A 13,759-nucleotide genomic window follows, 5' to 3' on the forward strand; every position below is an offset into this window, starting at 1 on the left:
CGCTGCGTCGATACCCGGGAAGTTGACAGCCTCTTGCGGACACTGTGAAGGGGTCGTGCAGACTGGCTGGATGCGTACGGAACTCGTCTCGGAACCCGGCCTCGCCGCCCACCCCAACGAGGACTTCGCGAGCGTCGGGCTGCCCGCCTCGGGGCAAGGCGGTTCGCTCGTCGTGCTGGACGGCGTGACACCGCCGCGGACCGGGACGGGCTGTCTGCATTCCGTTCCCTGGTTCACCGCGCGCCTCGGCGGAGCCCTGACCGAACTGACCGTTTCACTCCCGGATCTCCCCCTCGTCGAAGCCCTGTCCCGCGCCATCGCTCGTACCTCGGCGGCGCACGCGGAAACCTGTGACCTTTCTCACCCGCGGACTCCGCAGGCGACCGTGGTCCTGGCCCGCTGGTCCCCCGCCACCGTCGAATACCTGGTCCTGTCCGACTCGGCCCTGTTGGTGGAGGCCCCCGGCGGCGGGGTCACGGCGGTCCTGGACGACCGGCTGGCCCGGCTGCCCCGCTCGGCTCTCGCCACGGACGCGCTGGTGGACGCGGGCTACCGCAACAAGGAGGGCGGCTTCTTCACCGCCGCGGCCGACCCGGCGGTGGCGGCGCGGGCGGTGACGGGGGTGCTGCCGCGCGGGGAGGTGCGGACGCTGGCGGCGCTGACGGACGGAGCCGCGCGTTGGGTGGAGACGTTCCGGGAGGGCGACTGGACGGACTGCCTCGCGCTGGTGCGGAAGCAGGGCGCACAGGCGCTGCTCGACCGCGTGCGGGACCTGGAACGCGCGGACGCGGCGGGGGCCCGGGAGTTCCTCGGACGCGGCAAGGCGCACGACGACGCCACGGTGGTGTACGCGGAGCTCTGAACGCCGGGGGCTCCGGCTCTGCTTCTGCCCGGCAGCTCGAGGGCCCCGGGCACGCTTCTCGCCGAGGGCTCCGGCCCTGCTACTGCCAGGGACGCCCGGGAGCTCCGGCCCTGCTCCTGCCGGGGTCCCGGGGCTCCGGCCCTGCTACTGCCGGGGGCCCGGGGGCTCCGGTCCTGCTACTGCCGGGGGGCCCGGGGGGGGGGGCTCCGGGAACGCTTCTCGCCGAGGGCTCCGGCCCTGCTACTGCCAGGGACCCGAGGGCTCCGGGCACGCTTCTCGCCGGGGGGCCGCGGTCCTACTTCTCCATACCCCGGTTCAGCTCGTGCAGCAGCCGGGCGAGTTCGGTCACCTCACGCGGGTCCCAGTCGGCGAGCCGGCCGGCGTACCGCGCGCGGCGGGCCTCCCGCACCCGGCCGACGCGTGCCTGGCCCTCCGGGGTCAGGGTGACCAGCCAGGCGCGGCCGTCGGCGGGGTCGGGTTCCCGGGCGACGAGGCCGAGGTCCTCCAGGGCGCGCAGCTGGCGGGACATCGTCGCCTTGCCGACGCCGATGTAGGCGGCGAGTTCCGTGGCCCGCTGCCCCCCGCACTCGCCGAGCCGTACGAGAAGGCCGTACGCGGAGGACTCCAGGTCGGGGTGGACCTCCCGGGCCATCTCGCCCTGGCTGGCGCGGGCCCGCCGGAGCAGGACCGTCAACTCCCGCTCCAGTGCCAGGAACTCCGGTTGGTTCACACCACTGCCGGACACTTCGGCGTCGACTCCGCGACCGCCGCCGTTCCCGTCTTCGTGCACGTCAGCCCCTGCCTCGATTTTCCCGGTCCTGAAAGTTTCCGCCACGGGCCGGCATCACCGCAGCTCGGCAAGTATTTCGCAGGCTTAGACCACCGGAAGCTTCCGGTCCCTCTTCCCACCCCCGTTCTACGTGCGTAGCGTCTTCACCCGGACCCCTGGATGGCATGCTCACGCCACCGTGCCGCGCCACCCGTGGGTTCTCCCCACTCACGCATCCCCCACCGAGCACCACCGAGCCATCGGAGGCACGTCATGCTCGTGCACAGATCCGGATCGGCCCGCGGGCGGCGCTTCGCCGTCACCGGGATCCTGCTCGCCGCGTTCTCCCTGGTGTTCACCCTCCCCGCGCACTCCTCGTCGGCCGCCGACATCCCGCCGCGCGGCTCCGCCCACATGGGCATGGGGGTCCTGGAGCACGACGGGCGGCACGGCACCCCGGTGCCGGGCGACGCCACCCAGACGGAGGGCGTCGACGTCTCCAGCCACCAGGGCAACGTCGCCTGGTCGACCCTGTGGAACAGCGGGGTCAAGTGGGCCTACGTCAAGGCCACCGAGGGGACGTACTACACCAACCCCTACTTCGCCCAGCAGTACAACGGCTCGTACAACGTCGGCATGATCCGCGGCGCCTACCACTTCGCCACCCCGGACACCACGAGCGGCGCCGCCCAGGCCAACTACTTCGTCGACCACGGCGGCGGCTGGTCCCGCGACGGCAAGACGCTGCCGGGCGCGCTGGACATCGAGTGGAACCCGTACGGGGCCACCTGCTACGGCAAGACGCAGAGCCAGATGGTCTCCTGGATCCGGGACTTCCTGAACACCTACAAGGCCCGCACCGGCCGCGACGCCGTGATCTACACGGCCACCAGCTGGTGGACCCAGTGCACGGGCAACTACGGCGGTTTCGCGGCGAACAACCCGCTGTGGGTCGCCCGGTACGCCTCCACCGTGGGCACGCTGCCGGCCGGCTGGGGCTACTACACGATGTGGCAGTACACCTCGTCCGGGCCGACGGTCGGGGACCACAACAAGTTCAACGGCGCCCTGGACCGCGTCCGGGCGCTCGCCAACGGCTGACACACGACACGTACGACGAAGGCCCGGGCCCCTCACGGGACCCGGGCCTCCGCCCCTTCCGGCAGCGTCCGTCACGCCGCGACCGGAACCTCCGACCCCACACCGCTCGTCGCCGGTGCGAGCGCCAGTTCCAGGACCTGGCGGACGTCGGTGACGGCGTGGACGTCGAGCTTGTCCAGCACCTGGGCCGGGACGTCGTCCAGGTCGGGTTCGTTGCGCTTGGGGATGATCACCGTGGTGACGCCCGCCCGGTGCGCCGCGAGCAGCTTCTGCTTGACCCCGCCGATCGGCAGCACGCGGCCGGTCAGCGACACCTCGCCGGTCATCGCCACGTCGGTGCGGACCAGCCGCCCGGAAAGCAGTGAGGCCAGCGCCGTCGTCATCGTGATGCCGGCGCTCGGGCCGTCCTTGGGCACCGCGCCCGCCGGGAAGTGGATGTGAACGCCGCGTTCCTTCAGGTCGGCCACCGGCAGCTCCAGCTCGGCGCCGCGGCTGCGCAGGAAGCTCAGCGCGATCTGCGCCGACTCCTTCATCACGTCGCCCAGCTGACCGGTCAGGGTGAGACCCGCCGCGCCCGTCTCCGGGTCGGCCAGCGACGCCTCGACGTACAGGACGTCGCCGCCGGCGCCGGTCACCGCGAGGCCCGTGGCCACGCCCGGCACCGAGGTGCGGCGCTCGGCCGGGTCCTGGGCGGACTCGGGCACGTGGTGCGGCCGGCCGATCAGGGCGCGCAGGTCGCCGTCCGTGATCGTGAACGGCAGTTCCCGCTCGCCCAGTTCGTGCTGGGCCGCCACCTTGCGCAGCAGCCGGGCGATCGACCGCTCCAGGGTGCGCACGCCCGCCTCGCGGGTGTACTCGCCTGCCAGCTTGCGCAGGGCGCCCTCGTCGACCGTGACCTCGTCCTTGTCGAGCCCGGCCCGCTCCAGCTGGCGCGGCAGCAGGTGGTCGCGGGCGATGACGATCTTCTCGTCCTCGGTGTAGCCGTCGAGGCGGACCAGCTCCATGCGGTCCCGCAGGGCCTCCGGGATGGCCTCCAGGACGTTGGCGGTGGCGAGGAAGACCACGTCGGACAGGTCGAGCTCGACCTCCAGGTAATGGTCCCGGAAGGTGTGGTTCTGGGCGGGGTCGAGGACTTCGAGCAGGGCGGCGGCCGGGTCGCCCCGGAAGTCCGAACCCACCTTGTCGATCTCGTCGAGGAGCACGACCGGGTTCATCGACCCGGCCTCCTTGATGGCGCGGACGATCCGGCCGGGCAGCGCGCCGACGTACGTACGCCGGTGGCCGCGGATCTCGGCCTCGTCGCGGACGCCGCCGAGGGCGACGCGGACGAACTCGCGGCCCATGGCGTGGGCGACGGACTCGCCGAGGGACGTCTTGCCGACGCCGGGCGGGCCGACGAGGGCCAGTACGGCGCCCCCGCGCCGCCCGCCGACGACGCCGAGACCCCGGTCGCCGCGCCGCTTGCGCACCGCCAGGTACTCGGTGATCCGCTCCTTGACGTCGTCCAGGCCCGCGTGCTCGGCGTCCAGTACGGCCCGGGCCCCCTGGATGTCGTAGGCGTCCTCGGTGCGGACGGTCCACGGGAGTTCGAGGACGGTGTCGAGCCAGGTGCGGATCCAGGAGCCCTCGGGCGACTGGTCGGAGGACCGCTCCAGCTTGTCGACCTCCTTGAGCGCGGCCTCGCGGACCTTCTCGGGCAGGTCGGCGGCCTCGACGCGGGCGCGGTAGTCGTCGGACTCCTCGCCCTCCCGCTCGCCGTTGATCTCGCGCAGCTCCTTGCGCACGGCCTCGAGCTGGCGGCGCAGCAGGAACTCCCGCTGCTGCTTGTCGACGCCCTCCTGGACGTCCTTGGCGATGGTCTCGGCGACGTCCTGCTCGGCCAGGTGGTCGCGCAGCTGCTGGGTGGCGAGCCTGAGGCGGGCGACCGGGTCGGCGGTCTCCAGGAGCTCGACCTTCTGCTCGGTGGTGAGGAAGGGCGAGTAGCCGGAGTTGTCGGCGAGCGCGGAGACGTCGTCGATGGCCTGGACGCGGTCCACGACCTGCCAGGCACCGCGCTTGCGCAGCCAGGCGGTGGCCAGCGCCTTGTACTCCTTCACCAGTTCGGTGACCAGGCCGGGCAGGGGTTCGGGCACGGTCTCGTCGACACGCGTGCCCTCCACCCACAGCGCGGCGCCGGGGCCGGTGGTGCCGGCGCCGATCGTCACCCGGGCCCGTCCGCGGATCAGGGCGCCCGGATCGCCGTCGGCCAGCCTGCCGACCTGCTCGACCGTGCCGAGGACGCCGGTCCCGGCGTAGGTGCCGTCGACGCGCGGGACGAGCAGGACCCGGGGCTTGCCGGGCTCGGCCCCGGCGGCGGCCTGGGCGGCCTCCACCGCGGCGCGTACTTCGGTGTCGCTCAGGTCGAGGGGGACGACCATCCCGGGCAGCACCACCTCGTCGTCGAGCGGCAGCACGGGCAGGGTGAGCGGTGTGAAGGCTTCGGACTCAGCAGCCATGATCTCCCCTTCGGCAGTCAAGTTGAGTTACATCGACTCAATGAAAGGGAGTCCATGATTGTTCCCCAAAGCGTGTTCGCTCTGAGCGATCAAGGAGCGGAGGGCGGAGGCGCTTCGGCCCGCTTCGGACCCTGTGGGTGAGAGCACGGCCGGACCGCCCGGCATTCCCACTGCCAGGATGGGTCGATGCCCATCACTTCCCATGACTCCCACGACCACGGCATCCCCGAAGTGCTGGACCGTCGCGAGGGCCCGCACGGTGAGGTCGTCCTGCGCCGGCACGGGGCGTTGCTGCAGATCATCGCGAACGGCTGCTTCCTGATGGACACCTCCGACGGGCGCTCGGAGCGACGGCTGGTCGACGCGGCGGCCGACGCCCTCACCCCGGGTGGCGGGCGGAGTGCGCCGCACCTGCTCATCGGCGGGCTCGGCGTCGGCTTCTCGCTCGCACACGCGGCCGCCGACCCCCGCTGGGGCCGGATCGCGGTCGTCGAACGCGAGCGCGCCGTCATCGACTGGCACCGGGACGGCCCGCTGGCCCCGCTGTCCGCCGAGGCCCTGGCCGATCCGCGCACGGAGATCGTGGAAGCGGATCTGGTGCGGTACGTCAATGAGACGTCCGACACATACGACGCGCTCTGCCTCGACATCGACAACGGCCCCGGCTGGACCGTCACCGAGGGCAACGACGGGCTCTACTCACCCCTCGGACTGGCGGGCTGCGCACGGGTGTTGAGGCCCCGCGGGGTGCTTGCCGTCTGGTCCGCGCAGCCCTCTCCGGAATTCGAAGAAACCTTGCGTAATGCCGGGTTCCAGCAGGTGCGTACCGAAGAGATCCCCGTTGCCCGGGGCGTTCCGGACGTCGTCCACCTCGGCGTCGGACCTGGATAGCAAAGGCGCGGTGAATCCCCGTACGCTGCTGACCTGACGCGGTCATTCAAGCGTCAATCGCAGTCATGCGCAGACGAGGGATCACCCCACTGATTCCGGTAAGCACACCTCAGGGGCGGGCGATGGAGCAGACACAGACCTCCCACAACGGCACGGCGACGGCTACCCCGGGCGCCCAGCGCCGGGTGCTGGTGGTCGAGGACGACCAGACGATCGTGGACGCCATCGCGACCCGCCTGCGCGCCGAGGGGTTCCTGGTGCAAACGGCGGGCGACGGTCCGGCCGCCGTCGACACGGCCGAGGCATGGCAGCCCGACCTGCTGATCCTCGACATCATGCTGCCCGGCTTCGACGGCCTGGAGGTCTGCCGCCGCGTGCAGGCCGCGCGGCCGGTGCCGGTGCTGATGCTCACCGCGCGCGACGACGAGACCGACATGCTGGTCGGGCTCGGCGTGGGCGCCGACGACTACATGACCAAGCCGTTCTCGATGCGCGAGCTGGCCGCGCGCGTGCACGTGCTGCTGCGCCGGGTGGAGCGGGCCGTCGTGGCCGCCTCGACGCCGCGCAGCGGCATCCTGCGCCTCGGCGAGCTGGAGATCGACCACGCGCAGCGCCGGGTACGGGTGCGCAGCGAGGACGTCCACCTCACCCCCACCGAGTTCGACCTCCTGGCCTGCCTGGCGAACACCCCGCGCGCGGTGCTCTCCCGGGAGCAGCTGCTGGCCGAGGTGTGGGACTGGGCGGACGCCTCCGGCACCCGGACCGTGGACAGCCACATCAAGGCGCTGCGCCGCAAGATCGGGGCCGAGCGGATCCGTACGGTGCACGGCGTGGGGTACGCGCTGGAGACGCCGGCGCCATGAGCGCAGGGCGGGAGGCCGCACGGAGGAGTCCTGGCCCCCGGAGCACCGGGGAACCCTGGGGCGGCGTACGCCCGTTCTCGATCAAGACCAAGCTGGGCGCGCTGGTCGTCACGTCGGTGCTGATCACCACCGGCCTCTCGGTGATAGCGGTGCACACCAAGACGGAGCTGCGCTTCATCACGGTCTTCTCGATGATCGCCACACTGCTGATCACCCAGTTCGTGGCGCACTCGCTGACCGCGCCGCTGGACGAGATGAACGCCGTGGCCCGGTCCATCTCGCACGGCGACTACACGCGCCGGGTCCGCGAGAACCGCCGCGACGAGCTGGGCGACCTGGCCGTCACCATCAACCGCATGGCCGACGACCTGGAGGCCCAGGACCTCCAGCGCAAGGAGCTGGTGGCGAACGTCTCGCACGAGCTGCGCACCCCCATCGCGGGCCTGCGCGCGGTGCTGGAGAACATCGTCGACGGGGTCACCGAGGCCGATCCGGAGACCATGCGGACGGCGCTCGGGCAGACGGAGCGGCTCGGCCGGTTGGTGGAGACGCTGCTGGACCTCTCCCGCCTGGACAACGGCGTCATACCGCTGCGCAAGCGGCGCTTCGAGGTCTGGCCGTACCTCTCCGGCGTGCTGAAGGAGGCCAACATGGTCGCTTCGGCACGCGCGGGCATCGCTTCCGGGTCCGGCAGCCACACCCGCACCGACGTGCACCTGGCCCTCGACGTCTTCCCGCCCGACCTGACCGCGCACGCCGACCCCGAGCGCATCCACCAGGTCGTCGCCAACCTCATCGACAACGCGGTCAAGCACAGCCCGCCGCACGGCCGGGTGACGGTCAGGGCGCGGCGCGGGGACCTTCCGGAGTCGCTGGAGCTGGAGGTTCTCGACGAGGGCCCCGGCATTCCGCGCTCGGAGTGGCGCCGGGTGTTCGAGCGGTTCAACCGGGGTTCGGTGTCCCGGCCGCACGGTCCGGGCAGCGACGGCGGCACCGGGCTGGGCCTGGCGATCGCGCGCTGGGCGGTGGATCTGCACGGCGGCCGGATCGGAGTGGCCGAATCCGAGCGCGGCTGCCGCATCCTGATCACCCTTCCGGGTCTCCCCCCGGCATCGAATTGACGTAGGGTTCGAAGCGGAGCGTCAAGATCCACTGCCGTCCGCACCGGCGGACACGTGTGATCAGGCGCAGTCCAGGTAGAGACCCGCGTCCTCTCGGCGCCGGGTCCCGGTCTCCCCTTCCCGCATGCAGCGGAACCTCGCTTATTTCCCGCCATTTACAGCGCCGAAACGCGGTCTGCGATGTGACTTACGCGACGATGAACGGCCCGGTCTGACCTTCCGGGTCCGGGAGGCGTAGCCTTGATTCCCGCTGTCCACCATCTTGTGAAGAAGCGGAAGAGGGCGGTTCTCGCCGTGTCGCCACAGTCCCCCAGTAACTCGAGCATCTCGACCGACACCGACCAAGCGGGCAACGCGGGCAAGAACCCCGCGGCCGCGTTCGGTGCCAATGAGTGGCTCGTCGACGAGATCTATCAGCAGTACCTCCAGGACCCGAACTCCGTGGACCGAGCCTGGTGGGACTTCTTCGCCGACTACAAGCCGGGCGCGCCCGCGGCCCAGGCCGCCTCCGGTGCCACGGGCTCCGGTGCCACGAGCGCGGACTCCGGCAGCGCGCCGCAGGCCGCCCCCGCACCGCAGGCGCAGGCTCCCGCCCAGGCTCCGGCCCAGGCCCAGCCCCGGACGGCGGCCCAGCCGGCCGCCGCAGCCGCGAAGCCGGCCGCGCAGCCCGCCGCTGCCGCACCGGCGGCTCCGGCCGCTCCGGCCCCGGCCAAGCCCGCCGCCAAGCCGCAGGCGAAGGCCGCCGCGCCCGCCAAGGAGGCCACCGCCTCCCCCGAGGGCCCCGAGCTGGTGACCCTGCGCGGTCCCGCCGCCGCGGTCGTGAAGAACATGAACGCCTCACTGGAGCTGCCCACGGCCACGTCCGTGCGCGCGGTCCCTGTGAAGCTGCTGTTCGACAACCGCATCGTCATCAACAACCATCTCAAGCGCGCCCGGGGCGGGAAGATCTCCTTCACGCACCTGATCGGCTACGCGATGGTGCAGGCCATCAAGGCCATGCCGACGATGAACTACGCGTTCGGCGAGAAGGACGGCAAGCCGACCCTCATCAAGCCGGCGCACGTCAACCTCGGTCTCGCCATCGACCTGGTCAAGCCCAACGGCGACCGCCAGCTGGTCGTCGCGGCGATCAAGAAGGCCGAGACGCTGAACTTCTTCGAGTTCTGGCAGGCCTACGAGGACATCGTCCGCCGCGCCCGCGACGGCAAGCTGACGATGGACGACTTCACCGGCGTCACGGTCTCCCTGACCAACCCCGGTGGCCTCGGCACCGTCCACTCGGTGCCGCGCCTGATGCCCGGCCAGGCCGTCATCATGGGCGTCGGCTCGATGGACTACCCGGCGGAGTTCCAGGGCACCAGCCAGGACACGCTGAACAAGCTCGGCATCTCGAAGGTCATGACGCTCACGTCGACCTACGACCACCGGGTCATCCAGGGCGCCGCCTCCGGCGAGTTCCTGCGCCAGGTCGCCAACCTGCTCCTCGGCGAGAACGGCTTCTACGACGAGATCTTCGAGGCGCTGCGCATCCCCTACGAGCCGGTCCGCTGGCTCAAGGACATCGACGCCTCGCACGACGACGACGTCACCAAGGCCGCCCGCGTCTTCGAGCTGATCCACTCCTACCGGGTCCGCGGCCACGTCATGGCCGACACCGACCCGCTGGAGTACCAGCAGCGCAAGCACCCCGACCTGGACATCACCGAGCACGGGCTCACCCTGTGGGACCTGGAGCGCGAGTTCGCGGTCGGCGGCTTCGCCGGCAAGTCGCTGATGAAGCTGCGCGACATCCTCGGCGTGCTGCGCGACTCGTACTGCCGCACCACCGGCGTCGAGTTCATGCACATCCAGGACCCGAAGCAGCGCAAGTGGATCCAGGACCGCATCGAGCGCTCGCACACCAAGCCGGAGCGCGAGGAGCAGCTGCGCATCCTGCGCCGGCTGAACGCCGCCGAGGCGTTCGAGACGTTCCTGCAGACCAAGTACGTCGGCCAGAAGCGGTTCTCCCTGGAGGGCGGCGAGTCCGTCATCCCGCTGCTGGACGCGGTCATCGACTCGGCGGCCGAGTCCCGCCTGGACGAGGTCGTCATCGGCATGGCCCACCGCGGCCGGCTGAACGTGCTCGCCAACGTCGTCGGCAAGTCGTACGCGCAGATCTTCCGCGAGTTCGAGGGCAACCTCGACCCGAAGTCGATGCACGGCTCCGGCGACGTGAAGTACCACCTGGGCGCCGAGGGCACCTTCACCGGCCTGGACGGCGAGCAGATCAAGGTCTCGCTGGTCGCCAACCCGTCGCACCTGGAGGCGGTCGACCCGATCGTCGAGGGCGTCGCCCGCGCCAAGCAGGACATCATCAACAAGGGCGGCACCGACTTCACCGTCCTGCCGGTCGCGGTCCACGGCGACGCGGCCTTCGCGGGCCAGGGCGTGGTGGCCGAGACCCTGAACATGTCGCAGCTGCGCGGCTACCGCACCGGCGGCACGGTCCACGTCGTCATCAACAACCAGGTCGGCTTCACCGCCGCCCCGGAGTCGTCGCGTTCCTCCATGTACGCGACGGACGTGGCCCGCATGATCGAGGCCCCGATCTTCCACGTGAACGGCGACGACCCGGAGGCCTGCGTCCGCGTGGCGCGCCTGGCCTTCGAGTTCCGCCAGGCGTTCAACAAGGACGTGGTGATCGACCTCATCTGCTACCGCCGCCGCGGTCACAACGAGACCGACAACCCGGCCTTCACCCAGCCGCTGATGTACGACCTGATCGACAAGAAGCGCTCGGTGCGCAAGCTGTACACCGAGTCCCTCATCGGTCGCGGCGACATCACCCTGGAAGAGGCCGAGCAGGCTCTGCAGGACTACCAGGGCCAGCTGGAGAAGGTCTTCACCGAGGTCCGCGAGGCGGCTGCCCAGCCGTCCGCCGCGGAGCCCTCGGACCCGCAGGCCGAGTTCCCGGTCGCCGTGAACACCGCGGTCACCGCCGAGACCGTCAAGCGGATCGCCGAGTCCCAGGTCAACATCCCCGACCACGTCACCGTGCACCCGCGGCTGCTGCCGCAGCTGCAGCGCCGGGCGGCGATGGTCGAGGACGGCACGATCGACTGGGGCATGGGCGAGACCCTCGCCGTCGGCTCGCTGCTCCTCGAGGGCGTCCCGGTCCGGCTGTCCGGCCAGGACTCGCAGCGCGGCACCTTCGGCCAGCGCCACGCGGTGCTCATCAACCGCGAGACGGGCGACGAGTTCACGCCGCTGCTGTACCTGGCCGAGGACCAGGCCCGGTACAACGTGTACAACTCCCTGCTCTCCGAGTACGCGGTGATGGGCTTCGAGTACGGCTACTCGCTGGCCCGCCCCGACGCGCTGGTGATGTGGGAGGCGCAGTTCGGCGACTTCGTCAACGGTGCGCAGACGGTCGTGGACGAGTTCATCTCGTCGGCCGAGCAGAAGTGGAACCAGACCTCCGGCGTCACCCTCCTGCTGCCGCACGGCTACGAGGGCCAGGGCCCGGACCACTCCTCGGCCCGCCCGGAGCGGTTCCTCCAGCTCTGCGCGCAGAACAACATGACGGTCGCGATGCCGACCCTTCCGTCGAACTACTTCCACCTCCTGCGGTGGCAGGTGCACAACCCGCACCACAAGCCGCTGGTCGTCTTCACCCCGAAGTCGATGCTGCGCCTGAAGGCCGCGGCGTCGAAGGCGGAGGAGTTCACGACGGGCCAGTTCCGCCCGGTCATCGGCGACGACTCGGTCGACGCGGCCGCGGTCAAGAAGGTCGTCTTCTGCGCCGGCAAGGTCTACTACGACCTCGACGCCGAGCGGAAGAAGCGCGGCATCACGGACACGGCCATCATCCGCATCGAGCGCCTGTACCCGCTGCCGGGTGCCGAGCTCCAGGCGGAGATCGCCAAGTACCCGAACGCCGAGAAGTACCTGTGGGCCCAGGAGGAGCCGGCGAACCAGGGTGCCTGGCCGTTCATCGCGCTCAACCTGATCGACCACCTGGACCTGGCGGTCGGCGCCGACGTCCCGCACGGTGAGCGTCTGCGGCGCATCTCGCGCCCGCACGGCTCGTCCCCGGCCGTGGGTTCCGCCAAGCGGCACCAGGCCGAGCAGGAGCAGCTGGTGCGTGAGGTGTTCGAGGCCTGAGCCTGAACAACCGGCCTGACGTCGCAGGGCCCGGCCCCCGGGAGACCGGGGCCGGGCCCTGCGGCGTACGTACCCGTACCGGCGGCCGGGAGCGTGCGGGCGCGGGTACGGGCGCGCCTATCCTGGGACCAGCGGTTTCCCACGGAACCCCATCCCCTGTTCGACTCAGTCGGTCCAGCCGACCCATCCGACGGAGAGCACGTTGTACTTCACCGACCGCGGCATCGAGGAACTGGAGAAGCGGCGCGGCGAGGAGGAGGTCACCTTCGAGTGGCTCGCCGAGCAGCTGCGGACCTTCGTCGACCTCAACCCCGACTTCGAGGTGCCGGTGGAGCGGCTGGCGACCTGGCTGGCGCGGCTGGACGACGAGGACGACGAGGAGTAGTTCCACGGGGTACGCCGCCGCGTCCGGGAGGCTGTCCCCTCGCCGCGTCCCGCAGGTTGCCCGCTGCCACGGCCCCGGTGGCTGTCCGCCGCCACGGTCCCAGAGGCTGCCCACCGCCACGGTCCCAGAGGTGAGCCCCGCTACGGTTGCAGAGGCTGTCCGCCACCACGGCCCCAAAGGTGAGCGCCCGCCACGGTCCCAAAGGTCAGGCCCCGCCACGGTCCCAAAGGTCAGGCCCCGCCACGGCCCCAAAGGTGAGGCCCCGCCACGGCCCCGGAGGCTGTCCGCCACCACAACCCCAGTGGCTGTCACGGACTCCGTGTCAGCCCGTACGCCATCCCCAGCGCTCCGTGCGCGACCAGAAGCACCCCCGCCGTGATCCAGCCCCCGCTGCGGCGCCGCAGAGCCCAGGCGGTGAGCGGCAGCCCGGCCGCCATCTGGGCCAGGGCCAGGGCGCGGGCTCCGGGTCCGCCCACCCAGGGCATCCAGGGGGCGAGACGGCTTTCGCCGGCGGTCGGGCGCCGCCCGGCGGCCTCGGTCCGCGTGACGCCGGGCAGGGCGCGGGCGGCGGCGCCGAGGCGGTCGGCGGATTCGCCGGGGACGAGACCGGCGGGGAGGGCGACTCCCGCGCGCGTGAGGACCGCGAGCAGTCCGCGCATCCTGGTACGGGCGTCGGCCTCGGGGTCGGGCCTCGTCAGCCGGTCCAGCGACTGGAGGTCCAGTACGGGGTCCAGGCCGAGACGGCCGGCGAACGTGCGCATCGCCTCGTCCTCGCCGGCCGGGGTGCCGTCCGCGAGCCACACGTAACCGACGGTGCGGCGGAAACCGGACGCGAGGGTGCAGCCGGCCCGGTCGGCGTCCCACCACAGGGCGATCACGGGCCACGGGGCGCCGACGGCGAGCGCCGCCGCCCAGCCGGTGAGCACCCGGTCGACCGGTTCGTCGCCGTGCCGCCAGGGTCCGCCCTGGGGGACGAGCACGCTCCACTCCTCGCCGGCCCGGAGCAGCGGCATGCGTTCGCCCAGGAGCGGGACGACGACGGCGACCGAGTCCGGCGCGGCGCGGCACAGGAGCAGGGCACCCGAAGCGGAGGCGGAGGCAGATACGGACTCTTCCGTCGGCATGTTCA

At 71.6% G+C, this 13,759-nt stretch carries 10 protein-coding genes; 7 read left to right on the forward strand and 3 right to left on the reverse strand.

From position 1 onward, the window contains the following. Positions 1 to 70: 70 nt before the first annotated feature. Positions 71 to 862, forward strand: a complete 792-nt coding sequence (locus ACH4F2_RS07765) for a protein phosphatase 2C domain-containing protein (protein WP_398131791.1) — start codon at positions 71 to 73, stop codon at positions 860 to 862. Positions 863 to 1,157: 295 nt separating this feature from the next. Here ACH4F2_RS07765 and ACH4F2_RS07770 read toward each other — a convergent pair whose 3' ends face one another. After that, positions 1,158 to 1,652 carry a MarR family winged helix-turn-helix transcriptional regulator gene (locus tag ACH4F2_RS07770; protein ID WP_398131792.1) on the reverse strand — a complete coding sequence of 165 codons (495 nt, stop codon included), beginning with the start codon at positions 1,650 to 1,652 and terminating at the stop codon, positions 1,158 to 1,160. 252 nt (positions 1,653 to 1,904) lie between these two features. Between ACH4F2_RS07770 and ACH4F2_RS07775 the strand changes: the two genes are divergently transcribed. After that, the gene (locus tag ACH4F2_RS07775; RefSeq protein ID WP_398131793.1) at positions 1,905 to 2,732 is read left to right on the forward strand and encodes a lysozyme; all 828 of its coding nucleotides are present in this window, start codon (positions 1,905 to 1,907) and stop codon (positions 2,730 to 2,732) included. A gap of 71 nt (positions 2,733 to 2,803) precedes the next feature. On the opposite strand, the gene lon is transcribed toward ACH4F2_RS07775, so the two are convergent. Then, on the reverse strand, positions 2,804 to 5,227 hold the full coding sequence (lon, locus tag ACH4F2_RS07780; protein ID WP_398131794.1) for an endopeptidase La: 2,424 nt from the start codon (positions 5,225 to 5,227) through the stop codon (positions 2,804 to 2,806). A gap of 186 nt (positions 5,228 to 5,413) precedes the next feature. Here lon and ACH4F2_RS07785 point away from each other — a divergent pair, with 186 nt between their 5' ends. The 5 genes from ACH4F2_RS07785 (at position 5,414) to ACH4F2_RS07805 (ending at position 12,630) form a co-directional block, all read left to right on the forward strand. Beyond that, positions 5,414 to 6,118, forward strand: a complete 705-nt coding sequence (locus ACH4F2_RS07785; protein WP_398131795.1) for a spermidine synthase — start codon at positions 5,414 to 5,416, stop codon at positions 6,116 to 6,118. 122 nt (positions 6,119 to 6,240) lie between these two features. After that, the gene (locus ACH4F2_RS07790; protein WP_398131796.1) at positions 6,241 to 6,981 is read left to right on the forward strand and encodes a response regulator transcription factor; all 741 of its coding nucleotides are present in this window, start codon (positions 6,241 to 6,243) and stop codon (positions 6,979 to 6,981) included. After that, positions 6,978 to 8,102, forward strand: a complete 1,125-nt coding sequence (locus ACH4F2_RS07795) for a sensor histidine kinase (RefSeq protein WP_398131797.1) — start codon at positions 6,978 to 6,980, stop codon at positions 8,100 to 8,102. Before ACH4F2_RS07790 ends, ACH4F2_RS07795 begins: the two co-directional genes overlap by 4 nt. Before the next feature lie 294 nt (positions 8,103 to 8,396). Beyond that, on the forward strand, positions 8,397 to 12,245 hold the full coding sequence (locus tag ACH4F2_RS07800) for a multifunctional oxoglutarate decarboxylase/oxoglutarate dehydrogenase thiamine pyrophosphate-binding subunit/dihydrolipoyllysine-residue succinyltransferase subunit (protein WP_398131798.1): 3,849 nt from the start codon (positions 8,397 to 8,399) through the stop codon (positions 12,243 to 12,245). 202 nt (positions 12,246 to 12,447) lie between these two features. After that, positions 12,448 to 12,630, forward strand: coding sequence for a DUF6104 family protein (locus tag ACH4F2_RS07805; protein ID WP_005312030.1), 183 nt, complete (start codon positions 12,448 to 12,450; stop codon positions 12,628 to 12,630). Between the two features lie 308 nt (positions 12,631 to 12,938). On the opposite strand, the gene ACH4F2_RS07810 is transcribed toward ACH4F2_RS07805, so the two are convergent. Beyond that, a complete protein-coding gene (locus tag ACH4F2_RS07810) occupies positions 12,939 to 13,754 on the reverse strand; it encodes a hypothetical protein (RefSeq protein ID WP_398131799.1) in 816 nt (271 codons plus the stop codon). Between the last annotated feature and the right edge of the window lie 5 nt (positions 13,755 to 13,759).

This window comes from Streptomyces sp. NPDC017890 (assembly GCF_044328675.1).
Lineage (GTDB): Bacteria > Actinomycetota > Actinomycetes > Streptomycetales > Streptomycetaceae > Streptomyces.

Bases quoted from the DNA above. Each gene is read 5' to 3' on its own strand.
- ACH4F2_RS07765 (WP_398131791.1), top strand. From the start codon at position 71: ATGCGTACGGAACTCGTCTCGGAACCCGGCCTCGCCGCCCACCCCAAC.
- ACH4F2_RS07775 (WP_398131793.1), top strand. From the start codon at position 1,905: ATGCTCGTGCACAGATCCGGATCGGCCCGCGGGCGGCGCTTCGCCGTC.
- lon (WP_398131794.1), bottom strand. From the start codon at position 5,227: ATGGCTGCTGAGTCCGAAGCCTTCACACCGCTCACCCTGCCCGTGCTG.
- ACH4F2_RS07785 (WP_398131795.1), top strand. From the start codon at position 5,414: ATGCCCATCACTTCCCATGACTCCCACGACCACGGCATCCCCGAAGTG.
- ACH4F2_RS07790 (WP_398131796.1), top strand. From the start codon at position 6,241: ATGGAGCAGACACAGACCTCCCACAACGGCACGGCGACGGCTACCCCG.
- ACH4F2_RS07795 (WP_398131797.1), top strand. From the start codon at position 6,978: ATGAGCGCAGGGCGGGAGGCCGCACGGAGGAGTCCTGGCCCCCGGAGC.
- ACH4F2_RS07810 (WP_398131799.1), bottom strand. From the start codon at position 13,754: ATGCCGACGGAAGAGTCCGTATCTGCCTCCGCCTCCGCTTCGGGTGCC.